The following is a 14,318-nucleotide window of genomic DNA, read 5'->3' as shown; positions in this document are numbered from 1 at the left end:
CGCTCCTATCGGCTGTCCGAACCGGTCGTGCCGGCGGCTACCGCGGCCCGGCCCGCCTCCAGCCGCGCGACCGGCACCCGGAACGGCGAGCACGAGACGTAGTCGAGGCCGGCGTCGTGGAAGAACCGCACCGAGGCGGGATCGCCGCCGTGCTCGCCGCAGACGCCGGCGGTCAGCCCGGGCCGGGCGGCGCGGCCACGCTCCACCGCGATCCGCACCAGTTCGCCGACGCCGTCCCGGTCCAGCGTCTCGAACGGCGAGGACGCGAAGACCCCCAGCTCCAGGTAGCGGCCGAAGAACGCGCCCTCCACGTCGTCGCGGGAGAAGCCCCAGGTCATCTGGGTGAGATCGTTGGTGCCGAAGGAGAAGAAGTCCGCGGCGGCCGCGATCTGCCCGGCGGTCAGCGCGGCCCGGGGCACCTCGATCATGGTGCCGATCCGGATCGGCGGGGCGCCCGGGACCGAGGCGAGGACCGACTCGGCCTCCGCCCGGACGATCTCGAGCTCCTGAACCGTGCCGACCAGCGGCACCATGATCTCCGGCCGGGGGTCACCGCCCGCGGCGACCCGGGCCGCGGCGGCCTGCGCCACCGCGCGGACCTGCATCGCGAACAGGCCGGGAATCACCAGACCGAGCCGTACGCCGCGCAGGCCCAGCATCGGATTCGACTCGTGCATCCGGCGGACCGCGTTGAGCAGCACCCCGGCGTGCCCGGCGTCCTCGCCGAGCGCCTCGGCCCGGGCGACCCGGGCGGTCAGCTCCGCCAGCGGCGGCAGGAACTCGTGCAGCGGCGGATCGATCAGCCGGATGGTCACCGGCAGCCCGTCCATGGCCGTCAGCAGCTGTTCGAAGTCGGCGCGCTGCAGCGGCAGCAGGGCCGCCAGCGCGTCGTCGCGCTCGGCCTCGGTCCCGGCCAGGATCAGCCGCTCGACCAGGACCCGGCGGTCGCCGAGGAACATGTGCTCGGTGCGGCACAGGCCGACCCCGGTGGCGCCGAACCGGCGGGCCCGGGCCGCGTCCGCGCCGGTGTCGGCATTGGCGTGCACGCCGAGCCGGGCGACGTGATCGGCGTGGGTCATCAGGCGCTCGATCGCGGACAGCAGCGGATCGCCGTACGCGCTCGCCTCGCCCTCGAAGTAGCGCACCACCTCGGAGGCGTGCACCGGCACCGGGCCGGGGTAGACCCGGCCGTTCGCCCCGTCGATCGAGATCACCTCGCCGGCCCGCACGGTCCGGTCGCCGACGGTGAACGAGTCCGGCCCGATCCGGATCTCCTCGGCGCCGCACACGCAGGTCTTGCCCATGCCGCGGGCGACCACGGCGGCGTGCGAGGTCTTGCCGCCGCGGGCGGTCAGGACGCCCTGGGCGGCGATCATGCCGGGCAGGTCGTCCGGGTTGGTCTCCCGGCGGACCAGGATGACCGGCCCGTCCGCGGCGGCGGCGGCCGCGGAGTCGAAGACCAGGGCGCCGACCGCGGCGCCGGGCGAGGCCGGTACCCCGGTGGTCAGCGGCTCCGGGGCGGCGCTCTCGTCGAAGCTCGGGAACATCAGCTGGGCCAGCTGTTCGCCGGTGACCCGCCGCAGCGCCTCGTCGAGCGTGATCGCACCCTCCTCGACGAGCTGGGCGGCGATCACGAAGGCGGCGGCCGGGGTGCGCTTGCCGACCCGGGTCTGCAGCATCCAGAGCTTGCCGTGCTCGATGGTGAACTCGATGTCGCACAGGTCGCGGTAGCGCTGCTCCAGCCTCTCCATGATCGACAGCAGCTGCGCGTAGCTCACCGAGTCGACGTCGGCCAGTTCGCCCAGGGACATCGTGTTGCGGATGCCGGCGACCACGTCCTCGCCCTGGGCGTTCCGCAGGTAGTCGCCGTAGCTGCCGCGCCGTCCGGTGGCCGGATCCCGGGTGAACGCCACCCCGGTCCCGGAGTCGTCGCCGCGATTGCCGAAGACCATCGCCATCACGTTGACCGCGGTGCCCAGGTCCTGCGGGATGCGCTCGCGCCGGCGGTAGAGCACCGCCCGTTCGGCGTTCCACGACCGGAAGACCGCCCCGATCGCCAGGAACAGCTGTTCGTGCGGGGCCTGCGGGAAGACCTGGCCGGTCTGCGTCTCAAAGACTTTCTTGTACGTCTCGACCAGGTCCCGCGGCTCGTCCCCCGGCTCGGACCCGAACGCCTCGGCCGGAATGTCGAACACCGTCCGGCCGAACATCTGGATCAGGCGCCGGTAGGAGTCCCAGGCGAACCGCTCGTCGCCGCTCTGCTGAGCCAGGCCGGTCACGCTGCGGTCGTTGAGGCCGATGTCCAGGATCGTCTCCATCATCCCCGGCATCGAGAACGCGGCACCGGAGCGCACCGAGAGCAGCAACGGATCCTTCTGGTCGCCGAAGCGCTTGCCGAGGCCGGCTTCCAAGGCCTGCAGATGTTCCTCCACCTCGCTGAGCAGACCGGCCGGCATCGCCCCCGAGCGCAGATAGGCCCGGCACGCCTCGGTGCTGATGATGAACCCGGGCGGCACCGGCAGGCCCATCCGGGTCATCTCGGCGAGGTTCGCACCCTTGCCGCCGAGCAGGTCCTTGAGGTCCTTGTTGCCGTCACCGAAGTCGTAGACGTATCCAGACACCTGAATCCCACCCTCGCTCGCTCGCGGTTCGCCTTCTCCCCTCCTTGCTAGTCCGCGGGCGTCCCCACCGAGTAGGGCCGCCGGCCCGCCCCGGCGGGTCCGGAAGCCCTGTTCCCTCGCCGCGCCCGGGCGTCCAATGGGAGGACGGGGACCGCGGTCACGAACGAGACGGGAGAGGCATCATGATGGCCAGGACGGGCGACCGGATCGTCATCGAAGTGGACGGCCCCCACGGCCACCGGCGGGAAGGCGTCATCACCGCGGTGGGCCGGGCCGGCGGGCACCCGCCCTACCGGGTCCGGTGGCTGGACAACGACCACACCACGCTGATCATTCCCGGGCCCACCGCGCGGATCGAGGCGGCTTCCTGAGCCCGGTGCTCCTCAGTACGTCACGAACGGATCCTGCGGGTGGTCCAACTTCCGGTCGTCGAAGGCGTAGCCCAGGCTGGACCGCACCTCGACCACACCGTCGACCTTCCGGGTCAGCCGTTCCGCCAGGTCCGCCGAGGACCGGCGGTCGACGTTCCCGGCGAGGTCGACGACCCCGTCGGTGACCGCGACCGTGACGCCGTCGGCCTCGTCGATCAGGAACGTGCGCAGCACCCCGATCCGGACCTCGGTACCGATCTCCTCGTCCGTACGCAGGTGGGTGCGCAACAGGTCGCCGCGGGACGCGATCCCGACCAGCCGGCCGCGGTCGTCGGTCACCGGCAGCCGCTTGACCCCGTGCGTCTCCATCAGGCGGGCCGCCGCGGCGATCGGCATGCCCTCCGGGGCCACCACCGGCGGAATGCTCATCAGGCCGGCGGCCGTCCGGGCCGAGGCCTTCGCCCGCTCGTCCCGGCGGCGGCGCCGCTCGAAGATCCGGGGCTGCTCGTCGCCATCGTGTTCGATCTTGCGAAGCAGGTCCGCCTCGGAGACCACGCCGATGACCCGCCCGACGTCGTCGATCACCGGCACGGCGCTGATCCGCCGCTCCACCAGCAGGTCCACCAGCTCCCGATAGGTGGCGTCCTCCCGGACCGACACCACGTCGCGGGTCATCACATCGCCGAGCTTCCAGGTCCGCACGGTAATCCTCCCTCTCCACGTCTCCTGTTCTCACCGTGACCGCCCCAGGTCCCGGCGAACAGGGGCTTACGGCCCTGACCGGCGGGCATCGACCGGGATGACGATGCGAGACAAGACCAGGAGAGGGAGGACGTCATGCGGACACAGACCGTCGTCGTCGCGGCGGACGGTACCGAGCCCGGCCGGTCCGCGATCGTGTGGGCCGCGGCGGAGGCAGAGCGCCGCGGACAGCCGTTGCGCGTCGTCACCGTCATGGACTGGGACTGGCAGACCTCCCGGTACGGATACGCCGGCGACCTGTTCGAGACCGAGCGCCGGCACGCCGACGGCCTGGTGGCCGGCCTGGCCGGCCGGGCGCGCGAGGCCGCCCCGGCGATCGAGATCGAGACCGATGTCCTGGTCGGGGATCCGGCCGCCCAGTTGATCATCGACTCGGCGACCGCGGACCTGATGGTGCTCGGCTCCCGGGGGCTCGGCGGGTTCGCCGGACTCCGCCTCGGCTCGGTCAGCCAGCGGGTCGCCACGCACGCCCACTGCCCGGTGGCCGTGATCCACGGGAGCCCCGCGGGCGGCGACCGGCCGGTGGTGGCCGGGGTGGACGACTCCCCCGCCGCCGACGGCGTGCTGGAGGCCGCGTTCACGGCGGCCCATCAGCGCGGTGCCGACCTGGTGCTGGTCCGCTCCTACCTGCCGCCGTACCCGCACTACCGGGGCACGCTGCCGCACGCCTCGGTGGACACCCCGCAGCAGGACGCCGCCGAACGCGCCCGGCTCGTCGAGCAGGTGGCGCCGTGGCGGGCGAAGTTCCCGGACGTCCCGGTGGAGACCCTGATCTCGCACGACGGCGCCGCCGGTGTCCTGGTCGGCGTCTCGCACGGAGCCCAGCTGGTGATCGTCGGCAGCCGCGGGCACGGCGTCATCGCCGGAACCCTGCTCGGCTCGACCGGACTGCAGCTGCTGCACCACGCCGAGTGCCCGGTCATGATCATCCGGCCCCGGGACGGAAAGACCCGCTGACCATCCGCGAAGGAGGCAGACATGAGGAATCACCTGATCGTCGTGGGAGTGGACGGCTCCGCGAGCGGCCGCCGCGCACTGCGGTGGGCGGCCCGCGAGGCCGCCGGCCCGGGCACCGCGGTACGAGCGGTGCTGGCCTGGCACTGGGACGGCATCGAGACCGACGTGGTCACCGCGACCTCGCCCGAGGAGGAGCGCCGGCAGGCCGGCCTGGTCCTCGACCGGGAGGTCGAGGCGGTGATCGCCGAGCACGGTTCGGCCCTGCCGATCGCCCGGGAGCTGATCGAGGGATCGCCGGCCGAGGTCCTGACCGCCGCCGCGCGGGACTCAGACTTCCTCGTGCTGGGCAGCCACGGGCACAGCGGGCTGCGGCACCGGGTCCTCGGCTCGGTCAGCGAGGCCTGCATCCGCCAGGCGACCTGCCCGGTCGTGGTGATCCCGTCCGGCACGGGCAAGGCCGGCACGGGCAAGGCGGAGCCGGAACCGGCCCTGCGCACCGAGACCGCGCAGCGCTGACCGGACTCCGCCGACCGGCCCGGGACCTGGGGTTCCGGGCCGGTCGGCGTTGGACGCGACCGGGCGGTGCCGCCGTCAGGCCGCCGGACCGGCCCCGTAGTAGGCCGCCCGCATCAACCCTTGCATGTCGTCGAGCATGGGCATCCGCGGGTTCGCCGGCGCGCACTGGTCCTCGTAGGCGTTGAGTGCCTGTTGCGGCAGGGCGGCCAGGAACGCCTGCTCGTCGACGCCGATCCGGGCGAAGCTGGACTCGATGCCGACCTGGTCGCGCAGCCGTTCGACGGCGCCGGCGAGTGCTTCCACCGCCTCGGCGGGTGTCGGCGCGGGCAGGCCGAGCATGGTGGCGATCTCGGCGAAGCGCTGCGGGGCACGGTAGCTCTCGTACTTCGGCCAGCCGGACAGCTTCGACGGGACGCTGCCGTTGTAGCGGATCACGTGCGGCAGCAGCACCGCGTTGGTACGCCCGTGCGCGATGTGGAAGGTCGCCCCGAGGGTGTGTGACATGGCGTGCACGATGCCGAGGAAGGCGCTGCCGAACGCCATGCCGGCGATCGTTCCGGCGTTGTGCATCCGTTCCCGGGCCTCGCTGTCGCCGTGGATCACCGAGCGTTCCAGGTTCGCGAAGATCAGCCGGATCGCCTGCAGGGCGAGACCGTCGGTGAAGTCGTTGGCGTAGACCGACACGTACGCCTCGATCGCGTGGGTCAGCGCGTCGAAGCCGCTGTCGGCGGCGATGGTCCGCGGCATGCTGGCGGTCAGCACCGGATCGACGATCGCGACCGTCGGGGTCAGCGCGTAGTCGGCGAGCGGGTACTTCTTGCCGGTGCGGTGGTCGGTGATGACCGCGAACGGCGTCACCTCCGCGCCGGTGCCCGACGTGGTCGGCACGCAGACCAGCTGGGCCTTCGCGCCGAGGCCGGGGAACGCGAACGCCCGCTTGCGGATGTCGAAGAACTTCTCCCGCATGTCCTCGAAGTCGATCTCCGGGTGCTCGTACTTGAGCCACATCACCTTGGCGGCGTCCATCGCCGAACCACCGCCCAGCGCGATGATCGTGTCGGGCCGGAAGGAGCGCATCAGCTCGGCGCCGCGCTCGACCGTGGTCATCCGCGGCTCGGGCTCGACATCGTCGATGATCTGGACCACGACCCGGTCCGGACGGCGTTGCAGGACCTGATCGATACGTTCCACGAAGCCCAGCCGGGTCATGGTCGCGTCGGTGACGACGGTGACGCGGCGGACGTCGGGCATGTCGGTCAGGTACCGGATGGCGTACGGCTCGAAGTAGATCTTCGAAGGCACCTTGAACCACTGCATGTTGTTGGTCCGTCGTCCGACCCGCTTGACGTTGATGAGGTTGATCGCCGAGATGTTGTCGGACACCGAGTTGTGCCCGTAGCTGCCGCAGCCCAGCGTCAGTGACGGCCGGAACGCGTTGTACATGTCGCCGATGCCGCCCTGCGAGGCCGGCGAGTTCCAGATCACCCGGACCGCCTTGACCCGCTTGCCGTACTCGACGGCCAGCTGCTCGTCCTCGGTGTGGATGACCGCGCTGTGGCCCAGCCCGTGGAACTCGACCATCGCCGCGGCGGCGTCCAGCCCCTCCGCCCGTGACGCGACCCGCAGCACGGCCAGTACCGGGCAGAGCTTCTCCCTGGTCAGCGGCTCGTCCGGGCCGACCTCGCCGACCTCGGCCAGGATCACCGAGGTGTCCGCCGGCACGCTGAAGCCGGCCCGCCCGGCGATCCAGGCGGCGGACTGGCCGACCACGTCGGGGTTGAGTTTCGCGCCGCCGCACGCCGAACCGAACGCGGCCGCACCGAAGATGAACTGCTCCAGCAGACGCTTCTCGTCGGCCGAGGCGACATGCGCGTGCAGGCCGCGGAACTCCTCGACGACGGCGTCGTAGATCTCGTCGTCGATGATCGCGGCCTGCTCGGAGGCGCAGATCATGCCGTTGTCGAACGACTTCGACAGCACGATGTCGTTGACCGCGCGCTTGATCCGCGCGCTGGCCTCGATGTAGGCCGGCACGTTGCCCGCGCCGACCCCGAGGGCCGGTTTGCCCGCCGAGTAGGCCGCCCGGACCATGCTGTTCCCCCCGGTCGCCAGGATGGTGGCGATGCCCGGGTGGTGCATCAGGGCCGTGGTGGCCTCGACCGACGGGTGCTCGATCCACTGGACGCAGTTGGCCGGCGCCCCGGCCGCGACCGCCGCGTCGCGGACGATCCGGGCCGCCTCGACGCTGCATCGCTGCGCCGCCGGGTGGAAGGCGAACACGATCGGATTGCGGGTCTTCAGCGCCAGCAGCGCCTTGAAGATCACCGTCGAGGTCGGGTTGGTCACCGGGGTGATGCCGGCGACCACGCCGACCGGGTCGGCGATCTCGGTGATGCCGCTGACCTCGTCCTCGCTGATCACCCCGACCGTGCGCAGCTTCGCCATGCTGTGCGTCACGTGCTCGCAGGCGAAGATGTTCTTGACCGCCTTGTCCTCGAAGACACCGCGGCCGGTCTCCTCCACGGCGAGCCGCGCCAGCGCGGCATGCCGGTCGAGAGCCGCCACCGACGCCTTCTTGACGATGTGATCGATCGTCGCCTGGTCGAAGGAGCCGTAGTCGGCGAGCGCCTTCGCGCCGGCGTCCACCAGGGCATCGATCGTGATCACAACATGCGGGTCCACGGTCATGAACTTGTCACCTCAACAGTCGTTGGCGTCAGCACCTCCATGTCACTCGACGCGCGACGCGGGCGGCAGGGCCGCTGGTCCCGACGGGCACGGGCCATCGACCCCGGCGCTCCGAAACTTTCGGTGGAGGTGTCCGCAACTTCGCCGTTGTTACGAAGTCGAGTCGCAATGAAACCCGTTACATGCGGGACTGAGCTGGGATTTTGCCCGGCCCGGCGAACGGATTGCTACCGGAATATTTCCGTAAGTTGTTGACAGTGGAGTGACGGCGGGCCAATACTCGCGCTACCGACAGGGATCGCCCACCGTCGATTCCCGTCCCGCTGCCTGGCCGTCCCCAGGCCTCCCCCGAAGGAGCCCGACATGCCCGACGCTCCCCACCCCACCCGCCATCGCGGCCGTCTTCGAGCGGTGTTCGGCGCCGCCTGCGCCGTGGTGGTCGCCGTCACCGGCGCGACGTTCGCCGGCCCGGCCCGGGCCGACACCACCGTCACGACCAATCAGACCGGCACGAACAACGGCTACTACTACTCGTTCTGGAAGGACAGCGGCAACGTCAGCATGACCATGGGTGCCGGCGGTCAATACAGCACCCAGTGGAGCGGCATCAACAACTTCGTCGCCGGCAAGGGCTGGTCCACCGGCGCGCGCCGGGCGGTCAGCTACTCCGGGTCGTTCAACCCGAGCGGCAACGCCTACCTGACCCTGTACGGCTGGACCACCAGCCCGCTGATCGAGTACTACATCGTCGACAACTGGGGCACCTACCGCCCGACCGGCACGTTCATGGGCACCGTGAGCAGTGACGGCGGCACCTACGACATCTACCGCACGCAGCGGGTCAACCAGCCCTCGATCCAGGGCACCGCCACGTTCTACCAGTACTGGAGCGTCCGCCAGTCGAAGCGCACCGGCGGCACGATCACCACCGGCAACCACTTCGACGCCTGGGCGTCCAAGGGCATGAACCTGGGCACGTTCAACTACCAGATCCTGGCCACCGAGGGCTATCAGAGCAGCGGCAACTCCAACATCACGGTCGGCGGCACGACCGGTGGCGGCGGCACCACCACTCCCCCGCCGACCGGCGGCGGTGGCTGCACCGCGACCCTCTCGGCCGGTCAGCAGTGGAGCGACCGGTACAACCTGAACGTCGCCGTCTCCGGCTCCAGCAACTGGACCGTGACGATGAACATCCCGTCGCCGGCGAAGAGCATCGCCACCTGGAACACCACGGCGAGCTACCCGAGCGCGCAGACCCTGGTCGCCACGCCGAACGGCAGCGGCAACACCTTCGGCGTGACCATCCAGGCCAACGGCAACTGGACCTGGCCGTCGGTGTCCTGCAGCGCGAGCTGACCCCCGTACGGGAAAAGGAATTTGATCATGCGAAAAATCATCGCTGGACTGGCCGCTGTCGCAGCCGCCGCGAGTTTCGTCGCCATCAATGTCACCGCCGAATCCCAGGCCGCCACGTGCAACGGCTATGTGGGACTGACCTATGACGACGGGCCGACCGCCGGAAACACCCAGAATCTGCTGAACACGCTGAAGGCCAACGGGCTGCGGGCCACGATGTTCAACGAGGGCCAATACGCCGCCGCGAATCCCTCGCTGGTCAAGGCCCAGGTGGACGCGGGGATGTGGGTCGGCAACCACAGCTACACGCACCCGCATCTGACCCAACAGAGCCAAAGCCAAATCGATTCAGAGATTTCCCGTACGCAGTCAGCCATCGCCAATGCCGGTGGTGGCACCCCCAAACTGTTCCGCCCGCCGTACGGTGAGACGAATGCGACGCTGAAGACGGTCGAGCAGAAATACGGCCTCACCGAAATCATCTGGGACGTCGACTCGCAGGACTGGAACAGCGCCAGCACCGACGCGATCGTGGCGGCGGCCGGCCGGCTCACCAACGGTCAGATCATCCTGATGCACGACTGGCCGGCCAACACGGTCGCCGCCATCCCGCGCATCGCCCAGGGCCTGGCCAGCCGCAACCTGTGCGCCGGCATGATCTCCCCGCAGACCGGCCGGGCGGTCGCGCCCACCGGCGGCGGCACCACGCCGACCACCGGTCCGACCACCAACCCGCCCAGCGGCAACTGCACCGCGACCCTGTCGGCCGGCCAGTCGTGGAGCGACCGCTACAACCTCAACGTGACGGTCTCCGGCTCCAGCGCGTGGACCGTGACGCTGAACATCCCGTCGCCGGCCAAGGTGATCGCCACCTGGAACACCACGGCGTCGTACCCGAACGCGCAGACGCTGGTCGCCAAGCCGAACGGGGCCGGCAACACGTTCGGGCTGACCATCCAGACCAACGGCAACTGGACCTGGCCCTCGGTCTCCTGCGCCACCTGATCCGTTCCCCCGCTCCCCCGGGGCGGGGCCGGCCCTTCCGGCCCCGCCCCACTACCGTTCGTGCCATGACGGGGGCACCGATCGACATGGACGCACTGATCGAGCTGACCGAGTCGGCCGGGTACGGCCCGCACGACCCGGTCGTGGCCGGCGCGGGCGAGGTGTTCCTGGCTCAGGGGCGCACCGCGACCGGTGCGCCGTTCACCGCCGACACGCTCGTCTACCTCGCGTCGGTGTCCAAGCAGATCACCGCCGCCTGCGCGGCGCTGCTCGTCCGGCGGGGCCGGCTGGACCCCGAGTCGGCCCTGGCCCGGTGGATGCCCGAGCTGCCCGGCTGGGCGCGAACCGTGCGGGTCCGCCACCTGATCCACCACACGAGCGGCCTGCCCGAGGGCGTCCACCTCGACGACCTGCTGCGCGCCGAGCCGGAGCGCACCACCGCCGGCGTGCTCGGCGCCCTCCGCCGGATCGACCGCCTGGCCGCGGAGCCCGGCACGGAGTTCCGCTACAGCAACGCCGGCTACGTCTGCCTGGCCGTCGTCGTCGAACGCGCCGCCGGGCGGCCGCTGCCGGAGTTCGCCCACGAGCACGTGTTCACGCCACTGGCGATGCCGAGCAGCCGGTACTGGACCGGCCCGGCACCACATCCACCGGGCGCCGCGCCACTCGACCCGCTGGTGCCCGCGCCGCTGTCGCCGGGTGACGGCGGGGTGTGGTCGACGGCCCGGGACCTGATGCGCTGGAACGCGGCGCTCGACCGCGACGAACTGGGCGTCACCGCGCTCCTGCAGACGCCGGGTCACCTGGACGACGGCACCCCGCTCGACTACGGGTGGGGCCTCGCCGTCCGCACGCACGCGGGCCACCGGGTCTACTCGCACGCCGGCAGCTGGCCCGGGTCGAGCACGCAGCTGCTGCGCTTCGCCGACCGGTCCGCCGGGTTCGTCATCATCGCCCTGGACGACGACATGGACCGCCTGGGCGCCCTGACCCTGGCCCTCGCCCGCGCCCTCGGCGACCTGATCGGCCGGCCCGGCGAGGGCCGGCGATGACCGCTGCGCCGGCGTTCACCCTGCTGGTCGCCTCGGCGGCGGCTTTTCTGCTGGCCATGCTGTCGGCGGTCGCCGGGTTCGGCGGCGCGGTGTTGCTGCTGCCGGTGTTCACCGCGCTGTTCGGGCTGCGCTTCGCCGTGCCGATGCTGACGCTCACCCAGCTGTCCAGCAACGGCTCCCGGATGTGGCTCAACCGCGACGCGATCCGGTGGCGACTCGTCGGATGGTTCGCGGCCGGCGCCGTGCCGCTCGCGGTCGCCGGCGGCCTGCTCCTCACCCACGCTCCGCTGAGCCCGCTCAAACGCGTCCTCGGCGTCTTCCTGATCGGTGTCGTCGGGTGGCGGCATCTGGCCCGACGCCCCGGCTCGCCCAGCGACCGCACGTTCCTCGGGGTCGGCGCGGCCTCGGGCTTCGGATCCGCGCTGTTCGGCTCGGTCGGCCCGCTGACCGCGCCGTTCTTCCTCGCGTACGGCCTCGCCCGCGCCGCCTACATCGGCACCGAGGCGACCGCGGCGATCACCATGCACCTGACCAAGATCGCGGTCTACGGGGCCGGTGACCTGCTCACCACGCGGGTGCTCTGGTACGGGGCCGCGCTCACCCCGGCCACGCTCGCCGGCGCCTGGGCGGGCAAGAAGACCGTCAACCGGGTCAGCGACCGCACGTTCGTCGTGCTGGTCGAAGCGGGCCTCGTCATCGCCGGGCTGCTCTTCGTCACCGGCCTCTCGTGACCACCGTCAGGTCAGGTGGCCGAGGAGGCCGGGGCGGGGGCTCGACTCGATCACGCCGAGGGCGTGCGGGTCGATGCTCCAGGCCGCGGCGACCCGCATGACGTCGTCCTGGTCGGCCCACATCCCGCCCGGTTCCGTCGCCGAGAACCCCATCTCGATCTCCACCGGAGTGGGCGCGCCCGTCTCCTCGCACCCCTCCTCGGTGGACTCGCTGCAGTACACGTGCCGGACGAGCCGCCCGTCCACGGCGAGCGCCCACTCGGCATAGTCCGCGACCCGGTGATTGCCGAAGTACTGCACCTCGGTGCCGAGCTCCGCGCTGAGCGACGCCACGGACCGCCCGCCGGACCAGCGCCCGGCGTTGACCACGAAGATCCACCCACCGGCCGGCGGCGAGACGAAGACCTGTCCACCGCGGGCGGCCGGCACGCCCTCCGCCCAGCCGGTCGCCGTGCCGCCGGCCAGGCCGATCGCGGCGGCGACCCGCTCGACCGTGCTCGCCCGCACCGCCAGCCAGCACTGCTTGATCCCGAAGCTCGTCCCGGCCGGGGTCCCGGGCGGCAGATGCTCGACCGGAAGATCCGCGATCATCCGGCCGGCCTCGGCGCACACGGCGGCGAGGTCGCCGGCCGAGCCCAGCCAGGTCCGCTCCGCGACGGGCCGGTTCCCGGCACTGCCCGCGCCGGTGAGCCGGGCCGAGCCGGTGGACAGCTCCTCGAGGTGCACGGTCGCGCACCCGTTGAGCAGGTGCCAGTCGATCCCGGCGGCGGCGAGCGCCTCGGCGTACTCCGGATTCTCGCCCCGGTCCCGGTCCGACTCGGCGAGCGCGGCCCGGACCGCCGCGAGAAGTACCGCGGGCTCGGCGGTGAACACCGGGCCGACGACGGTCGCGGCGACGACCGGCATGACGATCAGCCGGCCGGTGGCCAAGGTCATGATCATCGCCTGGCGGATCGCCGGCCACCGTGGTTCGGCCGCGTCGAGGACGCCGCGCACCATCGCGCCGAGCTCGTGCGGGACGTCGCCGACCGCCCCCACCGGCATCTCCGCCTCCGGGCCGGCCGGGTCGACGGCGACCTGCCACGTGTCGTCGCTGAGGAAGACCCGCGCGGACTTCTCCGGCCGGTATCGCCAGGCCGGGACACCGACGACGTCCGCACAGAACCTCCGCCACGAGGCCTGTTCGTCCCGGTAGGACTCCGGGTCCAGCGCGTAGAGTCGCAGAATCGCCTCGCCCAGCCCCGCGCCGGCGGCATCGCCGTCGACGGCCACCCCGGTGGTGAGCCGGCCCCGCGTCACGAACGTGCGCCCCTGGAAGACCTCGACCTCGCCCCACGACACGCCCGCACCCTAGATCATCGTCAGCCGGCGGCCGACGCCCGCAGGCGCGCGGGGTGCGCCGGGCCCGGGCGCAGCACCCGGTCGCGGGCCTCGGTCAGCGCCGCCCCCGGGTCGATGCCCAGCTCCTCGGCCAGGCGCTCGCGCACCCGCCGGTAGACGTGCAGCGCCCGCGCCTGCTGCCCACTCGCCGCCAGCAGCAGCACCAGGCGGGCCTGCAGCACCTCGTCGAACGGGTCCCGCCCGGCCGCCGCCTCGATCGCCGGGAGCAGCCGATCGCCGTCCCGGCAGCTGAGCGCTTCCGCGGCGGCGGCCCGGGCCACCGCCGTACGCTCGCGCTCCACCGACCGGAATGCCGGATGTTCGCGCAGCTCGGCGGCGATCCCGTCGGCGAGCGGCCCGTGCCACACGGCGAGCGCGTCCGCGTACCGGGCCGCCGCCTCGGCCCGGAAGCCGGCCGCGGACCGCCGCCGCGCCTGCCCGGCCAGTTCCCGGAACCGCAGCAGATCCAGGGTCCCGGCGTCGGCCCGCAACCGGTAGCCGCCGCCGACCCGGCGCAGCCAGCCGCCGGGCGCGCGCGCCGCCAGCCCGGGTTCCAGGCGCCGGCGCAGCAGACCGACATTGCGATGTACGGCGTTGACCGCGCTCGCCGGCGCCCGCGGCCCCCACATCGTGTCGACGAGCTCCGGCACGCTGACCGGCTCCCCGCCGGCGATCAGGAGCACGGTCAGCAGCGCCCGGCACTGCGGCGGCCCGAGATCGATCTCGTGGGCGCCGTGCCGGGCCCGCACCGCTCCGAGCACCGTGAAGGACAACTGTGAGGTCGACATGGAAAACATCCTTCGGCGTACGGCCCGGCCAGGCATCCGTCCGACGACTGTGCCGGTCTTCGGAGGATGCAGTCGTGCCATACTTCGC

Annotated in this window: 12 protein-coding genes; 7 read left to right on the top strand and 5 right to left on the bottom strand. The window is 72.0% G+C overall.

Annotated elements, in window-relative coordinates:
* Positions 1-5 precede the first annotated feature (5 nt).
* A complete protein-coding gene (gene ppdK / locus L3i22_RS25195; protein ID WP_221329416.1) occupies positions 6-2,621 on the bottom strand; it encodes a pyruvate, phosphate dikinase in 2,616 nt (871 codons plus the stop codon).
* A 182-nt stretch (positions 2,622-2,803) separates the two neighbouring features.
* Between ppdK and L3i22_RS25190 the strand changes: the two genes are divergently transcribed.
* Entirely contained in the window at positions 2,804-2,992 is a 189-nt protein-coding gene (locus L3i22_RS25190; RefSeq protein WP_221329415.1) for a DUF1918 domain-containing protein, read from the top strand.
* Positions 2,993-3,004: 12 nt separating this feature from the next.
* Here the strand turns inward: L3i22_RS25190 and L3i22_RS25185 are convergent, their stop codons facing one another.
* Positions 3,005-3,694, bottom strand: a complete 690-nt coding sequence (locus tag L3i22_RS25185; protein ID WP_221329414.1) for a CBS domain-containing protein — start codon at positions 3,692-3,694, stop codon at positions 3,005-3,007.
* Positions 3,695-3,829: 135 nt separating this feature from the next.
* Between L3i22_RS25185 and L3i22_RS25180 the strand changes: the two genes are divergently transcribed.
* Positions 3,830-4,711: a universal stress protein gene (locus tag L3i22_RS25180; RefSeq protein WP_221329413.1), complete on the top strand. Its 882-nt coding sequence runs from the start codon at positions 3,830-3,832 to the stop codon at positions 4,709-4,711.
* 21 nt (positions 4,712-4,732) lie between these two features.
* Complete coding sequence (locus L3i22_RS25175; protein ID WP_221329412.1) at positions 4,733-5,227, top strand: universal stress protein; 495 nt, start codon at positions 4,733-4,735, stop codon at positions 5,225-5,227.
* 75 nt (positions 5,228-5,302) lie between these two features.
* Here the strand turns inward: L3i22_RS25175 and adhE are convergent, their stop codons facing one another.
* Positions 5,303-7,909 carry a bifunctional acetaldehyde-CoA/alcohol dehydrogenase gene (gene adhE / locus L3i22_RS25170; RefSeq protein WP_255658571.1) on the bottom strand — a complete coding sequence of 869 codons (2,607 nt, stop codon included), beginning with the start codon at positions 7,907-7,909 and terminating at the stop codon, positions 5,303-5,305.
* A 369-nt stretch (positions 7,910-8,278) separates the two neighbouring features.
* Here adhE and L3i22_RS25165 point away from each other — a divergent pair, with 369 nt between their 5' ends.
* The 4 genes from L3i22_RS25165 to L3i22_RS25150 all read left to right on the top strand — a co-directional run bounded on the left by L3i22_RS25165 (position 8,279) and on the right by L3i22_RS25150 (position 12,062).
* Positions 8,279-9,274 (top strand): glycoside hydrolase family 11 protein, encoded by a 996-nt coding sequence (locus tag L3i22_RS25165; RefSeq protein WP_221329410.1) that lies wholly within the window; start codon positions 8,279-8,281, stop codon positions 9,272-9,274.
* Between the two features lie 27 nt (positions 9,275-9,301).
* Positions 9,302-10,279, top strand: a complete 978-nt coding sequence (locus L3i22_RS25160) for a polysaccharide deacetylase family protein (protein WP_221329409.1) — start codon at positions 9,302-9,304, stop codon at positions 10,277-10,279.
* A 65-nt stretch (positions 10,280-10,344) separates the two neighbouring features.
* Positions 10,345-11,331: a serine hydrolase gene (locus tag L3i22_RS25155; RefSeq protein ID WP_221329408.1), complete on the top strand. Its 987-nt coding sequence runs from the start codon at positions 10,345-10,347 to the stop codon at positions 11,329-11,331.
* Positions 11,328-12,062 carry a sulfite exporter TauE/SafE family protein gene (locus L3i22_RS25150; protein WP_221329407.1) on the top strand — a complete coding sequence of 245 codons (735 nt, stop codon included), beginning with the start codon at positions 11,328-11,330 and terminating at the stop codon, positions 12,060-12,062. The genes L3i22_RS25155 and L3i22_RS25150 overlap by 4 nt, the downstream gene beginning before the upstream one ends.
* 6 nt (positions 12,063-12,068) lie before the next feature.
* Here the strand turns inward: L3i22_RS25150 and L3i22_RS25145 are convergent, their stop codons facing one another.
* A complete protein-coding gene (locus tag L3i22_RS25145; protein WP_221329406.1) occupies positions 12,069-13,403 on the bottom strand; it encodes a hypothetical protein in 1,335 nt (444 codons plus the stop codon).
* Positions 13,404-13,423: 20 nt separating this feature from the next.
* Positions 13,424-14,230, bottom strand: coding sequence for a BTAD domain-containing putative transcriptional regulator (locus tag L3i22_RS25140; RefSeq protein ID WP_221329405.1), 807 nt, complete (start codon positions 14,228-14,230; stop codon positions 13,424-13,426).
* Positions 14,231-14,318 lie beyond the last annotated feature (88 nt).

It is taken from the genome of Actinoplanes sp. L3-i22 (genome assembly GCF_019704555.1).
In the GTDB taxonomy this organism is placed as follows: Bacteria; Actinomycetota; Actinomycetes; order Mycobacteriales; family Micromonosporaceae; genus Actinoplanes.
This window is presented reverse-complemented; position numbering and strand designations above follow the sequence as displayed.